Genomic DNA, 14,698 nt, shown 5'->3' on the forward strand with positions numbered 1-14,698 from the left:
GGGGCATCAAAGAATACATTCACTACTATAATCATGAGCGAATCAAACTAAAACTAAAAGGGCTGAGTCCTGTTCAATACAGAAATCAGCCCTCCTATGCATAACTAACAAACTGTCCAACTATTTGAGGTCACTTCACAACCTGGCTTTTTTAGTTTACTGACTATCGTGATTTGATCCAAATTAGTTTGGCAGAGAACTTTCGCTTTCCGCTTCGTCTTTTGGCTTATTTGAGTCAAGCACCTCGTTGAGCATGCTGATTAAGATCGAACGTGTCAGCTTTGATTTAGTCGCATAACCATCAATCGCATAATTCCCCATAATGTTTTCTTTGGCATATCCGGGCTGCCCCGTTCTTAGTACGATACGAAGGTCTTTGCGCGACAAATCATCGCGTAATACATTCACTAGCTTCAAGCCAGCATCAACCGTTTCCATTACGACATCTAACAGAATTAAGGATGTATCTGGATGGTTTTCAGCGACTTCTTGTGCTTCCTTTGCAGAGAAGGCGTGCAAGAATTCTAGTGGTTTTCCATGGATTTCAACCCCGCTAAGTGCAAGCACTGTCGTGTCGTGGACGTTGTTATCATCGTCCGCGATTAAGATTTTCCAAGGCGATATTCTTGATTTATCTGCATCATTATCTTCGCCTTCAGAGACAAAAATGATGTTATCGTCATTGTCGTCGCCAGACAAAAGAAATCTATCAGCAGTCATAAACTGCCATGCGGGATGACTGTTATTTATGCCACTTTGTGTCGCACTACGTTGGCTGGAAATAGGGCGCAATTTGTGCGAATTCCAGTCGGGCTGTTTACTGCTATGGCGAGTTTCCATCAGTAGCTCCCTGAACGTGGATGTTTTTACAAACTTCAAATTAATAATATGTGATACGCGGTAAGGAAACAAGCCCCATGCTGTGAAAAAAAGTGAAATTTGAACAGAATCCACCTTATGCACAGTTTGTATCAAATTATATGAAGCGCTTTTTGTTTTTCTTTGAACATAAGTCGATATAAAAAGTTCAGCTTTTTAGAATTTTTTATACTTTTGTATTGTCTATATCAATTCTAATGACTTGGTAATAATTTAGATATAGTCTGCGCAGACTATATGCCATTATTCTATTTTGCCTTTAATGAATAACATGCCGTCACATTTCTTTTAATAACAAACATCTCTATATGAAATCTTTTTTAATTTGTCTTCTTTCGCTATGTACTGCGACATCCGCTTACGCACGTGACTTTTATGTACGAAATTTCGCCATTGATATTGAACGCTATCGTTATTTTATTGAACTCAATGATCAGAATTCGCAAATTAAGGTGAAGGCTTTAGTGAAGTTGCGTAGTGTTCAGAGCGTCAATGTGATCGAGCTTGACTTGGGAGGTGTGGATCAGAGCGGCAAAGGGATGTTGGTATCCGCTGTGAGCTTGCTAGACCAAAAACTATCTCATCAGCAAACGGGTGACAAATTAAAAATTCAATTGCCATCTGCGTCGACCGTGAATGACGCGTTGGAATTGGCGATTGAATACGAAGGTGAACCGCGTTCAGGATTACATATCAGTAAAAATAAATTTGGAGAGAGAGTTTTTTTCGCTGATAACTGGCCAGATCAAGGTAGACAATGGTTAGTGAGCGTTGATCACCCAAGTGACAAGGCGGCAGTCGAATTTATCATCACCGCGCCAGAACATTATGCTGTCGTCGCCAATGGATTAAAGATTGAGGAAAGTAGCTTAGCAGGTGGGCGAAAATTGACCCATTGGCGCGAAGATGTCGCGCTTCCGGTGAAGGTGATGGTCATCGGTGTAGCACGATTTGCGGTGCAAGAAAGCGCCAAACTAAACGATGTATCTATTACGAGTTGGGTATTTCCGCAAAATAGAAGTGAGGGCTTTCATGATTACCGTGTAGCCATCAAAGCCTTGGATTTCTTTCAAAAAAACATCGGGCCATATCCTTATAAGAAGCTCGCAAACGTGCAATCGAAAACCCGTTTTGGCGGCTTAGAAAACGCGAATACGATTTTTTATTTTGAGAATTCTGTTACAGGTAAAGGTGAACAAGAAGCTTTGATTGCACACGAAATTGCGCATCAATGGTTTGGAAATTCAGCAACTGAGAATGATTGGCACCACGTTTGGTTGAGTGAAGGATTTGCCACCTATTTTACTAATCTGTATCTTGAGCACACCTATGGTCGTGAGCGCTTCGTCAAGCATCAATTAGCAAATCGTGACAAGGTCATTCGCTATCATCAAAAAGTTGTGCGCCCAATTGTGGACGTCACAATTGAAGACCCAAAAAATGTCTTAAGCCCCAACACTTATGAGCAAGCAGGTTGGGTTTTACACATGCTACGACAAGAACTTGGTGATGAAATTTTTTGGCAAGGTATCCGTCATTACTACGCTAAATTTGCGGGAAAAAATGCGATGAGTGCCGATTTTCAAGCATCGATGGAGCAGGTATCTGGCAAGGATTTATCTAAATTTTTTCAACAGTGGCTGTATCAAGCGGGTTATCCAAAATTGGGCGTGGAGTGGCGCTTTGATAGCGTTAAAAAAGAGCTTCATTTGAAAATTGAACAATTACAAAGCCAAGCGCAGTTTGATTTTCCACTGGAATTCGCAACACAAAGTGATGACGCGCAATTCCAATTGCATACTGTGAGAATTCAGAATAAGTTAAGTGAATTTAAGTTTCCGATGCAGAGCCTGCCTAAATCAATCAGTTTAGATCCGATGGTGAAACTTCTATTCGAGGCGAAAATTGAGCGGAAATAATTTCCACCAGATGTAATAAAGAAATGTTCGGAGTACGGGCTCGTCTAGAAAATATTCTGAGCCAGTATAGAAAGAAAAACGCCAGCAATTTGCTGGCGTTTTGATTTAAGGATGAAACCTAGCCAAGCCGTGAAGATTACTCCTTGGCTTTGTCGGCCGCGGAAGCTGGCTTTGCTGCAGGCCAAGCGACGCCCAACCAAGCAGCATTCAGTGCTTTTTGCTCTTCAGTCACCGCGTCTACTGCTTTGACTTTTGCCTTGCCTTTTACTTGGCGATTTGGGGTCAGCATGATGTCACGTAACTCATCACGACGGAATACCGATAGTTTGATTGGTGCTTGCTGCATTAACCAAAGTTTGTCATTGATATCTTTTGGTGTCAGGCGCAAACCATTTGCGGCAACCAAAATATCACCAGCAACCACGCCAGCTTTCCATGCTGGGCTATCACGCTCAACTTCGATCACGACAGGATGGTCACCGGTGTCACGAGTACGCCAGCCAGTGAACCATTCTTCTTTTTGTTCGTCATCTTTACCGCCTTCAATAACATAGCGCATGCCAACATGGTTGAGTAACTCGGTAAATGGAATCTCACCGGTGCTATCAACATATTTTGCCCACCATGCAGACCAGTCATTGCCTGTCACTGTTTTGAGCGCTGTACGAACATCCGCTTCGGTGTAGCCACCTTTATCAACAGTGTGGTGTTGATACAAGTATTGATGGATATGTTCAAATCCTTTTGCGCCTTTTGTTTGACGACGGATCTCGATATCCATGGCGTGCGCCAGCAGCATGCCCTTACTGTAGATATTTACTGAAGCGTTGCGCGCACGTTCGCCACCTGCATCGATCCAAGCGTCAAAACTCGATTCCGCAGCACTTTGTTGGAAACGGCCTGGTTGATGTTCATAAGCAAACATCGCTTTTGATAATTCCTCTAAGAACTCGTCGCGCGTTTGTATCCCTGCGCGTAAAGTCAAGAGCTCTTCAAAATACGATGTATTACCTTCAGCCATCCATAATAGGCGAGTGTAATTTTCTTTTTGATATTCGTAAGGAACCATCTCTTTTGGACGGTAGGCTTTGACGTTCCAAGTGTGCACAAATTCATGCGCAGCCGTACGTAAAAAGTTCAAGTACTCTTTACGAGGAGAGAAGCCCCAACGATTCTTTTGAATTACTGTGGAGTTTATATGCTCTGTTGCGCCACCGACGCCATCAGTCGCATGAACGATAAATAAGTAGCGCTTGAATGGATATGGACCAAATAATTTGCGACCACCTTCAACGATTTTCTTTAAATCGCCGGCCATTTTTTTTCCATCATAATTACCACGTCCCCATATCGCTAGTTCGATAGTGTGACCATCAACATCAAAGCTATGAAATTCGTGTTCACCAGTTTCAATTGGTGAATCAATCAACACATCATAATTTTTAGCGACGAAGCAATTGTCGCAATTACCTTTATCCATGCCGGAGCGAGAGATCCAGTTTTTCGGTGTATCTAAACTGACTTTTACCGCTTGATTGCGGAATGGTGCTGCATACATTAAGACACCGCTCGCATCAAGGTATGCATGCGTGTCATCGATATGCTGGGTACGTTCACCTAAGGCATTAGCGAATATCTCGTAAGAAATTTTGACGGTGTCGCCTGGTTGTGTTTTGACCTGCCAAGTACCTTTATCTGTTTTAGCAAAAGAAAGTGCCTTACCTTTACCATTGCTTGCAGCAAACTGACGAACATTTTTGCCTAAATTTAAAACCTCGTAGCGTCCAGTGCGCCAAATTGGCATTTGCACATCGAGAGTTTTACCAGAAACGGCAGGAAACTCTATGCTAACTTCGGCTAAATGTTGCGCAGGGTTGGTGATTTTAATTTGATAATTCACATCCGCAAAAGCGAATGGAGAAGCCATCGCGCAAACTAGCGCTAATGATCCTAAGAGAGTCTTTTTCATTGTTTTAGATATGAAGATTGATCAAGCGATTTTAAGAAAAAAGCACTGCGCGGCAAGCATGAATGCAAAATTAGAGCTTGTCAACGCAGTAGCCGAATGAAAAATTTTTTCTATTAAATTTTGTGCGGTAATTTCAGTAAAGTTCTAAGCAGTTCTAATTTATTAGGTTTGACTATGAGATCAATATCGAAATTTATCGCCCTACTAGATGTTTTGTGAAACGTGAATGTTGATGCGCAGACACTGTCTATTGACCACATTTATTTAATTTGGTTCTTGTTTGTGAAAATATTTTTTCATTATTAAAACTGCCGCAAGTTGCAGTTTGGGTCGTTGGCGATGCGCCCAAATGAATTTTTGACGAAAAAAAACCGCATAATCAAAATTATGCGGTTTTTTAAATTCTGGCGGAGAAAGGGGGATTCGAACCCCCGGTAGGCTATGAACCTACGCACGCTTTCCAGGCGTGTGACTTAAACCACTCATCCATCTCTCCGAATTCGTCAAACACCTTTAATTGCTTAAAGCCATTTGGGAAGCTCGAAAGTATAGCAGAGTTTAATTTGACGGTAAATGCCCAATTTTCGGATTTCTGTGAATTTGCTTGCATTTCTCTCTAGGAATATGAATGTTAGCCTAGTGCAGCGGCTATAATCTCGCCCTATGAACTTACTAAAAACACTGGCTGCTATTAGCAGTATGACTATGTTGTCGCGTATCACGGGCTTGATTCGTGATGTTTTATTTGGCGCGTATTTTGGCGCGACGGCGATGATGGATGCCTATGTGCAGGCATTTAAAATTCCGAATTTTTTCCGACGCTTATTTGCCGAAGGTGCATTTTCGCAAGCCTTTGTGCCGATTCTTGCTGAATATCGAAATAAGAGTTCAGATGTTGAAGTGAAAGAATTGGTCGATCATGTCGCCACCGTGTTGGTGTGGGCCTTGTTGATTACTTGCGTGCTTGGTGTGGTCGGTGCGCCGCTGTTGGTGTTGATGTTTTCTTCAGGGTTTTTGGGAACCTCTAAATTTGATTTAACCGTCAATCTGACTCGTATCATGTTTCCGTATATTGGTTTCATGTCTTTGGTCGCTTTGTCGAGTGGTATCTTAAATACTTGGCGACGTTTTAAAATTCCTGCGTTTACGCCCGTTTTATTGAACCTTTGCTTCATTGTTGCAGCGTATTTTTCGCTCGCTTTGTTTGGAAAAGAAAAACAGATTTATGCGCTCGCGTGCGCGGTTTTTGTGGGGGGCGTATTGCAGTTGGCGATACAAATTCCTTCGTTAATTCAAATTGGTATGCTGCCTAAGCTGTCTTGGAATCCGGCATTTGCACTCCGCGATCCAAAAGTGCGTCGGGTATTGAAACAAATGGGGCCGGCGGTGTTGGCGGTGTCCGCAACGCAAATTAGTATCATGATCAATTCAACTTGGGCTTCCTTTTTGCCAGACGGAAGTGCGTCGCAATTGAATTTTGCGGATCGTTTGATGGAGTTTCCTTCGGCAATGTTGGGCGTTGCGCTCGGTACGGTTCTATTGCCAAGCTTATCTTCTGCCAAAGCGAATGCGGATAAAACTGAGTATTCCTCCTTATTGGATTGGGGTTTGCGTTTAACCTGCTTGTTGGCATTGCCTGCCGCGGTTGGTCTTTTGACTTTGTCGGATGCGTTGACGGCGACCTTGTTTCATAACGGTAAATTTGATGCGCATGCGGTGAATGAAACGGCAAAAGCCGTCGCTGCGTATGGTGTTGGCCTAACGGGTTTGATTTTGGTGAAAATTTTAGCGCCAGGGTTTTACGCGCAGCAAGATATTCGTACGCCAGTCAAAATCGCTTTGATCGTATTGGTGATCACGCAGATCATGAACGTGCTATTTGTGCCTTTCATCCATCAAGCTGGTTTGGCTTTGTCCGTGGGTTTGGGTGCGTGTTTTAATGCTGCCTTGCTGTATCGCGGCTTACGCCAGCGTCAGCTTTATACGCCTTCTAGTGGCTGGCTCAAGTTTTTTGTGAAGTTGGGTGTGGCGCTATTGTTGATGGGTGGCGTTGCCCTTGGTTTGGCGGCGCAATTGGATTGGATTGCCTTGCAGAGTAATCGTTGGATCAGAGCTGCTTTCATGGGTGGTGTGATTTTGACTTGTATGTTGGTGTATTTTAGTTCGCTGTTTGTGATGGGCTTTCGCTTGCGTGATTTTAGAAAAGTTGCGCGCTAGGTCGCACGTTTGCTTGTGCCGATTGTTCGACGTCTCGTTTATGATGCTCTACTAACCACGATTAGTTACGAACCCAATAAAAAAGAGAAGCCGTTGTTAAAGGCTTCTCTTTTTTTACGCTTAGGATTTGAACAAATTATCCGCCAATCGCTTCCCATTTTTCTAAAGCTGCCATCAACAATTCGTCGATCTCAGCGAAGCGTTCATTGAGCTTTTTGATGTCATCAGGTGTCGCATCTTTGTAGAAGTCGCCATCTGCCAGTTTTTCAGAAATCGTCTTTTGCTCGGCTTCTAAATTGCTGATCAAATTCGGCAATTCATCCAGTTCTTTTTGCTCTTTGTAGCTGAGTTTTTTTGGTTTCGCTTCGGCTTTAGGCGCTGGTGCAGTCATGCTGCTGACTGGTGATTTACTCTCTGTTTTTGCCTTGACTGGTGCCGCAATTGCTTTGCCCGCTGGAGAATTTTTGTAGTTCTCCCAATCTGTGTAACCGCCTATGTATTCTTTCCATAAGCCATTGCCTTCAGATGCGATCACTTGCGTGACGACGTTATCTAAGAACATGCGGTCATGACTGACTAAGAATACGGTACCTTCGTAGTCTTCCAATAATTCTTCGAGCAATTCTAGTGTGTCGATGTCGAGATCATTGGTTGGTTCGTCGAGAACTAAGACATTTGCTGGCTTTGCGAATAAGCGCGCTAACAACAGACGGTTGCGTTCACCACCAGACAAAGTTTTGACAGGTGAGCGAGCGCGTTCTGGTGCGAATAAAAAGTCACCAAGATAAGACATGACGTGCTTACGCTGACCATTAATTTCGACAAAATCGCTACCTGGAGAAATCGTTTCTGCCAAGCTGACTTCTTCATTGAGTTGCGTGCGCATTTGGTCGAAGTAAGCGATTTGTAATTTGCTGCCTTGCTTAACCGTGCCGCTATCAGGTTGATCTTCACCTAAGATCAATTTGAGTAAAGTGGTTTTGCCCGCACCGTTTTGACCAATCAAACCAATCTTATCGCCACGCATAATGATGCTAGAGAAATCATTGACGATATTCTTAGGACCAAAACTCTTGCAGACGTTTTCCAATTCCGCCACGATTTTGCCCGAGCGTTCACCGGTCGTAACATCCAGACGTACTTGCCCTTGTTGTTCACGACGCGCTGCACGTTGCAGACGTAATTGTTCAAGGCGTTTAACGCGACCTTCATCGCGTACGCGACGTGCTTTGACGCCTTTGCGTATCCAGATTTCTTCTTGCGCTAAGAATTTATCAAATTTCGCGGCTTCAACTTCTTCAATTTCTAATTGTTCGGCTTTGCGCACTTGGTAGGTAGAGAAATTACCCGGGAATGAAGTGATTTTGCCACGATCGAGTTCGATAATACGCGTGGTGACATTGTCGAGGAAGCTACGATCATGGGTGATGAACAAGACGCTGCCTTTGAAGTCTTTTAGTAAGGCTTCTAGCCATTTAATCGATGAGAAATCCAAATGGTTGGTTGGTTCATCAAGCAGCAATACATCAGGTGCACTGACTAAGGCGCAGGCCAAGGCAACGCGCTTTTTCATACCGCCAGACAGTGTGCTCATGATAGCGTCTTTGGAGAGATTCAACTTATCTAAAGTCGTCTCCACTGTATTGCCTAAACTCCACGCATCGGCGGCATCGAGCTGCACTTGAATATCGTGCATGCGCTCCATCAATGCTTCGTCATTATCACCACCAAATTGCCCTGTGATCGCTTCGTACTCTTGCAGTAGTTTTGGCAAATCGCCTAAGCCGGAGGCGACTGCATCAAATACCGTTTGATCAGGATCAAATTGTGGCTCTTGTTCGACATACGCAATCTTGATGTTTTGTTGCATAACCAACAGGCCATCATCGAGTTTGAATTTGCCCGCGATGATTTTGAGTAGAGACGATTTACCCGTGCCATTGCGGCCAATTAAACCGACGCGTTCCGAGGTTTCAATAGAAAATTCTGCGTGATCGAGGAGGGCAACGTGACCAAAAGCCAGTTGCGCGTTGCTAAGAGAGATGACTGCCATAAAAAACTTCTGTCGAGCTAAAGAGAGCCGATGCGTGTAGATGAATATCGTTAAAAACTAGGAAAGGCGCTATTGTACGCTAGTTGCCTGTCGTTTCATCGCTTCATCGTGTCAAGCGAGATCGCATTTGATTGTTATTGGTCGCTCAGGTAAGATGGCGACCTTCGTTCACTAGTGGTTTTTTAATAATCAGTAGTGCATAGCGAAATCGCAAAAATCCTGAGACGGATTTCAAGAGTCTCTCCGTAGCACAATGGATAGTGCACATGCCTCCTAAGCGTGGGATACAAGTTCGATTCTTGTCGGAGGGACCAGATTTCCCATATTTGTGTCAGTTTTAATTGTTAAATTGGCACAGTTCAAATTTCCTACCAAGCGTAAATCGGTTAGCATGTTGGTCTAACAAAACAAGCGATGACCTTGTCGGCTACCCTACATGCTGTCACGCAAAGACTAACCACAAGAATTTGAGAGACTACGATGGCAAAAGCATCATTTCAATGGGACGACCCATTATTGTTGAATTCCCAATTAAGCGACGACGAACGCATGGTGCAAGACGCGGCACGTGTGTATTGCGAAGAAAAACTCGCACCGCGAATTTTGGATGCTTTCCGTAATGAACGTACCGATCCAGCAATTTTCCGCGAGATGGGAGAACTGGGGATGTTGGGCTCTATGATTCCGACAGAATACGGTGGAGCAGGTTTAAATTATGTTTGCTATGGCTTGGTCGCGCGTGAAGTCGAGCGTATCGATTCTGGATATCGTTCTATGATGAGTGTGCAATCCTCTTTGGTCATGGTGCCGATTAATGAATTCGGTAGTGAAGCGCAAAAACGCAAATATTTACCTAAGTTAGCGACGGGCGAGTGGATCGGTTGTTTTGGCTTGACCGAACCAAATCATGGTTCTGATCCGGGCAGCATGGTCACACGTGCAAAAACGGTGGAAGGTGGATATTTGCTCACTGGTTCTAAGATGTGGATCACGAATAGTCCGATTGCAGACGTGTTTGTGGTGTGGGCAAAAACTGATGATGGTCGTATCCGTGGCTTTATTTTGGAACGCGGCTGGGAAGGTTTATCTGCACCAGCGATTCACGGAAAAGTGGGTTTGCGCGCTTCCATCACGGGAGAAATCGTGATGGATGAAGTGTTTGTCCCGGAAGAAAATTTGATGCCGCATGTGGAAGGCTTAAAAGGCCCATTTACTTGTTTGAATTCAGCGCGTTATGGCATTGCCTGGGGCGCTTTAGGTGCGGCAGAGTTTTGTTGGCATACAGCGCGCCAATACACGATGGATCGCATGCAATTTGGTCGTCCACTCGCGGCGAATCAGTTAGTACAAAAGAAGCTGGCCGACATGCAAACGGAAATTACCTTGGGATTGCAAGGTTGTTTGCGCCTCGGTCGCATGAAAGATGAAGGTACGGCTGCGGTAGAAATTACGTCCATTATGAAGCGTAACTCTTGCGGAAAATCGCTCGATATCGCCAGAACCGCGCGCGATATGCTGGGCGGTAATGGCATTTCAGATGAATTTGGCATCGCTCGCCATTTGGTGAACTTGGAAGTGGTAAATACCTATGAAGGCACACACGATATTCATGCTTTGATTTTGGGGCGTGCGCAGACGGGGATTGCAGCTTTTTAACCGTATTTCGGCTGGCAGTAAAAAGCCAGAAAAAGCGATGGTTTATAATTAAGGGATAAAAACTTGCTGATACGGTGAGTTTTGTCCCTTTTTTATTGAGATCATCGACTTGATTTCATTTTAAACGATAGAGATATACCGTGACTTTTTTGCAAAAACTTTCCAGCGCTTGGACTACGAATAATTCTTTGTTGTGCGTAGGTTTAGATCCAGACGTGAATAAATTTCCTGTGGAGTTGGCAGGACAGCCTGATGCAATCTACGCCTTTTGTAAAGCGATTGTCGATGCGACTGCTGACTTGGCTTGTAGCTTTAAACCGCAAATCGCTTACTTCGCTGCCTTGCGCGCTGAAGATCAGTTAGAAGCTATTTGCGGTTATATCAAAACGACTTATCCTGCTATTCCTATCGTGTTGGATGCGAAGCGCGGTGATATAGGTGCGACCGCTGAACAATATGCGCGTGAAGCCTTTGAACGCTATGACGCCGATGCTGTTACGGTCAATCCTTACATGGGTTTTGATTCCGTCGCGCCGTATTTGGAATGGAAAGATCGCGGCGCGATTGTGCTGTGTCGTACCTCGAATGCAGGCGGCTCAGATCTGCAATTTTTGGATGCGGGCGGCAAACCTCTGTATCAACACGTCGCGCAATTGGTGGCGGATAAGTGGAATACCAATGGTCAATGTGCGCTCGTAGTTGGTGCCACGTTCCCAAATGAAATCGCGCAAGTACGTGCATTGATCGGCGACATGCCATTGCTGATTCCTGGCGTTGGTGCGCAGGGTGGCGATGTCGAGTCCACGGTGCGTGCAGGTCGTACGGCAAACGGCACTGGTATGATGATTAATTCTTCACGGGCAATTTTGTATGCAAAGCCTGTGGCGGATGAAAGTTATGCGCAAGCGGCACGTCGAGTTGCTTTGGAAACGCGGGATGCGATTAATCAGTTTCGATAATCGAGTTACTGAAATTTAGAAAATCGAAAGGCGCGAAGATTGATTTCTTCGCGCTTTTTTTATAATGCTATTGTATTTTGAGATCGGATTTAGCGAGATTGCGTTAAGTACAGTTAAAGCTAATTTTGAAAGTCCTTGAGTCTTAAATTTCCTCAACATAACGCAATAATTTGCTTAAGGCATGCGCCACGGTCTGCTCACGTATTGCATGGCGATCACCACTAAATACTTTGCGTTCGGTATGTGTTACGCCACCAACGCGCCAGCCGAAACAGACCGTACCAACTGGTTTGCCTGGTACTGCACCACCTGGCCCAGCAATCCCTGTTGTCGAGATCGCTACATGCGCTTCAGAGTTTGCCAATGCTCCTTCAGCCATCGCTGCCGCGATTTCTTCACTGACTGCACCGTGTTGCGCAATCAACGAGGCTGGAATATTTAGCATCTCGGTTTTTGCCGAATTAGAGTAGGGTACAAAACCACAATCAAACCATTCTGAAGAACCGGCGATTTCGGTTAGTGCACAGCTAACACCGCCGCCTGTGCATGATTCTGCAACCGAGAGTAATAATTTTTTTTCTTTGAGCGCTTCGCCAACTTTTTCTGCGAGCTTGAGCATGTCAGTCATGATGGTCTCCTGATCTGTTATTTACAGATGCACTTTAGCACTTCAAAACTTGCTTGCGGTATTTTTTAAATTGATTTTTTGTATTCGATCAGCATTGTTGTTTGCTCACCAATTTCGCCATAAAGCAAAGATGAGGAGTGCGAAAAATGCAGCAACAATATCATCGAACATAACACCAAATCCACCTTTCAACTTGCGATCAAAATAAGCAATTGGCGGTGGTTTGACCATATCAAAAAAACGGAAAGCGATGAATGCCCAGCACTGTGTGATGAATGGCGCTGGCGTGATGAATAGTAGCACCAGCCAAAACGCAATAATCTCATCCCAAACCATGCTGCCGTGATCGGCGATGCCAAGATTTTTTCCTGTAATTTCGCAAGCCCACACGCCAAGAAAATATCCGACAACGATGATGATTCCCCAGTTCACCGGTGTAAATAACTGAGGCCAACGTACACTTAATACAGTAAAACTGAGCCATGCAAACAGAGTGCCTGCAGTGCCGGGCATGACGGGCGACAAACCACTGCCAAATCCTTGTGACAGAAAATGTGCAGGGTGAGCCAGCATGAATCCCGCAGTCGGTTTTAAGATGGGATTAGGGTTGCTATCCATATTTATTCGGTGGTGAAATGATCAAAACTACGCAAGACGAGTTGAATTTCTTGATGGTTTTTATCAATTAAGCGTAAGCCTTTTGAGGCTTCGATACTGCCGATTCGTGTGACATTGGTTTGGCTAGTTAAGCCCGCTTGTATTACCGCATCACGTTGATGAACTGGTGCTGTAAAACATAGTTCGTAGTCGTCGCCACCAGCTAAACAAAATTCACGTCGTTTGTCTTGTGCTTGTTGTTGCAGTATCGGGCCAGCCGGTAAATCATCCACGTAAAGGCGGGCGCCAACTTGTGAGCGTTCTAAGATGTGGCCAAGATCGCCAATCAATCCATCTGAAATATCTAACGCGGCATTGGCGATTCCACGTAAGGCAATTCCTAATGCAATGCGTGGTGTCGGAGTGTGCATGCGGGTGGCAGCGATGCGATGATCTTCAGTTGAAAGCGTCAATTCTTTCCAATAAGCGGCAAGCGCCAAACGCGCATCGCCAATATTGCCAGAGACCCAAATGTCGTCGCCCACTTGCGCAGCATCTCGCCTCAGAGCGGAATTGGGCAGTACTTCACCGAAGATCGTGATGCAAATATTCAGCGGGCCTTTTGTGGTGTCACCACCAATTAGACGACAGTGATGTTGCTGCGCTAAATTGAATAATCCTTGTGAGAAAGGTGCTAACCACGCTGGATTCGCTTCTGGTAACGAAAGCGATAAAGTGAATGCGAGTGGTTTAGCGCCCATCGCTGCAAGATCCGACAAATTGACTGCTAAACATTTATGACCAAGTTGATAGGGATCTGCATCTGGAAAAAAATGTCGACCTGATACCAGCATGTCGCTTGATATGGCTAGCTGCATATCGGGTGCGGGATTAACTAAAGCACAGTCGTCACCGATCCCAAGTGCGAAGCGTGGATCTTCAGCGTAGTTCTGTACAAAATAATGTTTGATAAGGTCGAATTCTGAGAGCATATTGCATTGTATCGAATGCATACTGCGTCGTGGTGAAAATGTCAGATCGATTTTGCTTCGTGGGCGATTTGTACTTCACCAAAATTTAAAAACAGACTCACTCCCGGCTTTACTTCAACGCGATAAGCGCCTTTTGCTTGGTTCAGACGCATCGCGAGTGCAGTCAGCTCCCATGCACGTTGTTCGGTGCAGTGTATATTTGCTTTGACGAGTTCCTTTGTTTTTTGTTCTTTGCCAAATTCTTTGACTGTTGTTGCATTGCGTTTGAGCGCAGGTAGTACCGAAGGATGGTCCCATGCCCACATAAATGAATGATCTTTGTGATGGAAGGTACCAATGATTTGTGCCGGGGCAAGTGCGAAGGTTCCATCATCGAATGTCAGTAAGAGTTGGCCATTATTTTGATCTAAATGCCAAGACTTCTCATCGCCTAGTCGCCAATTTGCGTTATGTAGCATGTTGGCAATTTGGGCCTCATCAACACTCGCTGCAATAAATGCATCCAGATTCTTTTCGCGGTGAAATAACTTAACCATATCTTTATACTGCTTTATTGTTCGCCAGTTGCTAATTGCTTGGTATGCATCGGCTGTAAGTGTCGCGGCTGCGCGTTTAATGAATACTTTGAAGTAGGTTCGACTGAAACTAAGTTTTTGTTCTTTTTTTGTACTCGCATCGATTTCTTTCATTGTTTTATTTTGTTGATTCGACCTAGATCGGATTACGCCTAACTTCTTTCGTGTCAATTCCAGCAATAGTGATATTGAATCTTATTTGACATGGTTTTGTCATGATGATTTTTACTCAGCGCGCGTTTTTGTTGTTTGAT

12 protein-coding genes and 2 tRNA genes are annotated in these 14,698 nt (G+C 44.5%); 6 read left to right on the plus strand and 8 right to left on the minus strand.

Features of this window, described 5'->3' with window-relative positions; translation table 11 throughout:
• On the plus strand, positions 1 to 104 hold a 104-nt coding region (locus KDM92_RS11950), incomplete at its 5' end, for an IS3 family transposase (protein WP_212684929.1).
• 79 nt (positions 105 to 183) lie between these two features.
• Here KDM92_RS11950 and KDM92_RS11955 read toward each other — a convergent pair.
• A complete protein-coding gene (locus tag KDM92_RS11955) occupies positions 184 to 840 on the minus strand; it encodes a response regulator (protein ID WP_212684696.1) in 657 nt (218 codons plus the stop codon).
• Positions 841 to 1,187: 347 nt separating this feature from the next.
• On the opposite strand from KDM92_RS11955, the gene KDM92_RS11960 reads away from it, so the two are divergent.
• Entirely contained in the window at positions 1,188 to 2,798 is a 1,611-nt protein-coding gene (locus KDM92_RS11960) for a M1 family metallopeptidase (RefSeq protein WP_212684697.1), read from the plus strand.
• Between the two features lie 136 nt (positions 2,799 to 2,934).
• Here KDM92_RS11960 and KDM92_RS11965 read toward each other — a convergent pair whose 3' ends face one another.
• Together KDM92_RS11965 and KDM92_RS11970 are read right to left on the minus strand one after the other, a co-directional pair.
• On the minus strand, positions 2,935 to 4,767 hold the full coding sequence (locus KDM92_RS11965; protein WP_212684699.1) for a M61 family metallopeptidase: 1,833 nt from the start codon (positions 4,765 to 4,767) through the stop codon (positions 2,935 to 2,937).
• 405 nt (positions 4,768 to 5,172) lie between these two features.
• Positions 5,173 to 5,263: transfer RNA gene (locus KDM92_RS11970), tRNA-Ser, on the minus strand.
• A gap of 167 nt (positions 5,264 to 5,430) precedes the next feature.
• Between KDM92_RS11970 and murJ the strand changes: the two genes are divergently transcribed.
• A complete protein-coding gene (gene murJ, locus KDM92_RS11975; RefSeq protein WP_212684701.1) occupies positions 5,431 to 6,984 on the plus strand; it encodes a murein biosynthesis integral membrane protein MurJ in 1,554 nt (517 codons plus the stop codon).
• Positions 6,985 to 7,120: 136 nt separating this feature from the next.
• Here the strand turns inward: murJ and KDM92_RS11980 are convergent, their stop codons facing one another.
• Positions 7,121 to 9,037, minus strand: a complete 1,917-nt coding sequence (locus KDM92_RS11980; RefSeq protein ID WP_189344667.1) for an ATP-binding cassette domain-containing protein — start codon at positions 9,035 to 9,037, stop codon at positions 7,121 to 7,123.
• 239 nt (positions 9,038 to 9,276) lie between these two features.
• Here KDM92_RS11980 and KDM92_RS11985 point away from each other — a divergent pair.
• From KDM92_RS11985 to pyrF, 3 genes are all read left to right on the plus strand, one after another.
• Positions 9,277 to 9,351: transfer RNA gene (locus KDM92_RS11985), tRNA-Arg, on the plus strand.
• Between the two features lie 166 nt (positions 9,352 to 9,517).
• Positions 9,518 to 10,693 carry an acyl-CoA dehydrogenase gene (locus tag KDM92_RS11990; RefSeq protein ID WP_212684702.1) on the plus strand — a complete coding sequence of 392 codons (1,176 nt, stop codon included), beginning with the start codon at positions 9,518 to 9,520 and terminating at the stop codon, positions 10,691 to 10,693.
• Between the two features lie 140 nt (positions 10,694 to 10,833).
• Positions 10,834 to 11,652 (plus strand): orotidine-5'-phosphate decarboxylase, encoded by an 819-nt coding sequence (gene pyrF, locus KDM92_RS11995; RefSeq protein WP_212684704.1) that lies wholly within the window; start codon positions 10,834 to 10,836, stop codon positions 11,650 to 11,652.
• A 142-nt stretch (positions 11,653 to 11,794) separates the two neighbouring features.
• On the opposite strand, the gene KDM92_RS12000 is transcribed toward pyrF, so the two are convergent.
• The 4 genes from KDM92_RS12000 to KDM92_RS12015 form a co-directional block, all read right to left on the minus strand.
• Entirely contained in the window at positions 11,795 to 12,280 is a 486-nt protein-coding gene (locus tag KDM92_RS12000; RefSeq protein WP_212684706.1) for a CinA family protein, read from the minus strand.
• 105 nt (positions 12,281 to 12,385) lie between these two features.
• Positions 12,386 to 12,898 carry a phosphatidylglycerophosphatase A family protein gene (locus KDM92_RS12005; protein ID WP_230408326.1) on the minus strand — a complete coding sequence of 171 codons (513 nt, stop codon included), beginning with the start codon at positions 12,896 to 12,898 and terminating at the stop codon, positions 12,386 to 12,388.
• A 2-nt stretch (positions 12,899 to 12,900) separates the two neighbouring features.
• Entirely contained in the window at positions 12,901 to 13,869 is a 969-nt protein-coding gene (thiL, locus tag KDM92_RS12010) for a thiamine-phosphate kinase (protein WP_212684707.1), read from the minus strand.
• Between the two features lie 41 nt (positions 13,870 to 13,910).
• A complete protein-coding gene (locus KDM92_RS12015; RefSeq protein WP_212684709.1) occupies positions 13,911 to 14,558 on the minus strand; it encodes a DUF6882 domain-containing protein in 648 nt (215 codons plus the stop codon).
• Positions 14,559 to 14,698 lie beyond the last annotated feature (140 nt).

Source organism: Affinundibacterium baiyunense, from assembly GCF_018139645.1.
GTDB lineage: Bacteria > Pseudomonadota > Gammaproteobacteria > Burkholderiales > Burkholderiaceae_D > Undibacterium > Undibacterium baiyunense.

What these genes read in the sequence shown, in the direction of transcription:
- KDM92_RS12000 (WP_212684706.1), bottom strand. Translation starts at nt 12,280, where the DNA reads ATGACTGACATGCTCAAGCTCGCAGAAAAAGTTGGCGAAGCGCTCAAA.
- KDM92_RS11980 (WP_189344667.1), bottom strand. Translation starts at nt 9,037, where the DNA reads ATGGCAGTCATCTCTCTTAGCAACGCGCAACTGGCTTTTGGTCACGTT.
- KDM92_RS11960 (WP_212684697.1), top strand. Translation starts at nt 1,188, where the DNA reads ATGAAATCTTTTTTAATTTGTCTTCTTTCGCTATGTACTGCGACATCC.
- thiL (WP_212684707.1), bottom strand. Translation starts at nt 13,869, where the DNA reads ATGCTCTCAGAATTCGACCTTATCAAACATTATTTTGTACAGAACTAC.
- KDM92_RS12015 (WP_212684709.1), bottom strand. Translation starts at nt 14,558, where the DNA reads ATGAAAGAAATCGATGCGAGTACAAAAAAAGAACAAAAACTTAGTTTC.
- KDM92_RS11965 (WP_212684699.1), bottom strand. Translation starts at nt 4,767, where the DNA reads ATGAAAAAGACTCTCTTAGGATCATTAGCGCTAGTTTGCGCGATGGCT.
- KDM92_RS11955 (WP_212684696.1), bottom strand. Translation starts at nt 840, where the DNA reads ATGGAAACTCGCCATAGCAGTAAACAGCCCGACTGGAATTCGCACAAA.
- KDM92_RS12005 (WP_230408326.1), bottom strand. Translation starts at nt 12,898, where the DNA reads ATGGATAGCAACCCTAATCCCATCTTAAAACCGACTGCGGGATTCATG.
- murJ (WP_212684701.1), top strand. Translation starts at nt 5,431, where the DNA reads ATGAACTTACTAAAAACACTGGCTGCTATTAGCAGTATGACTATGTTG.
- KDM92_RS11990 (WP_212684702.1), top strand. Translation starts at nt 9,518, where the DNA reads ATGGCAAAAGCATCATTTCAATGGGACGACCCATTATTGTTGAATTCC.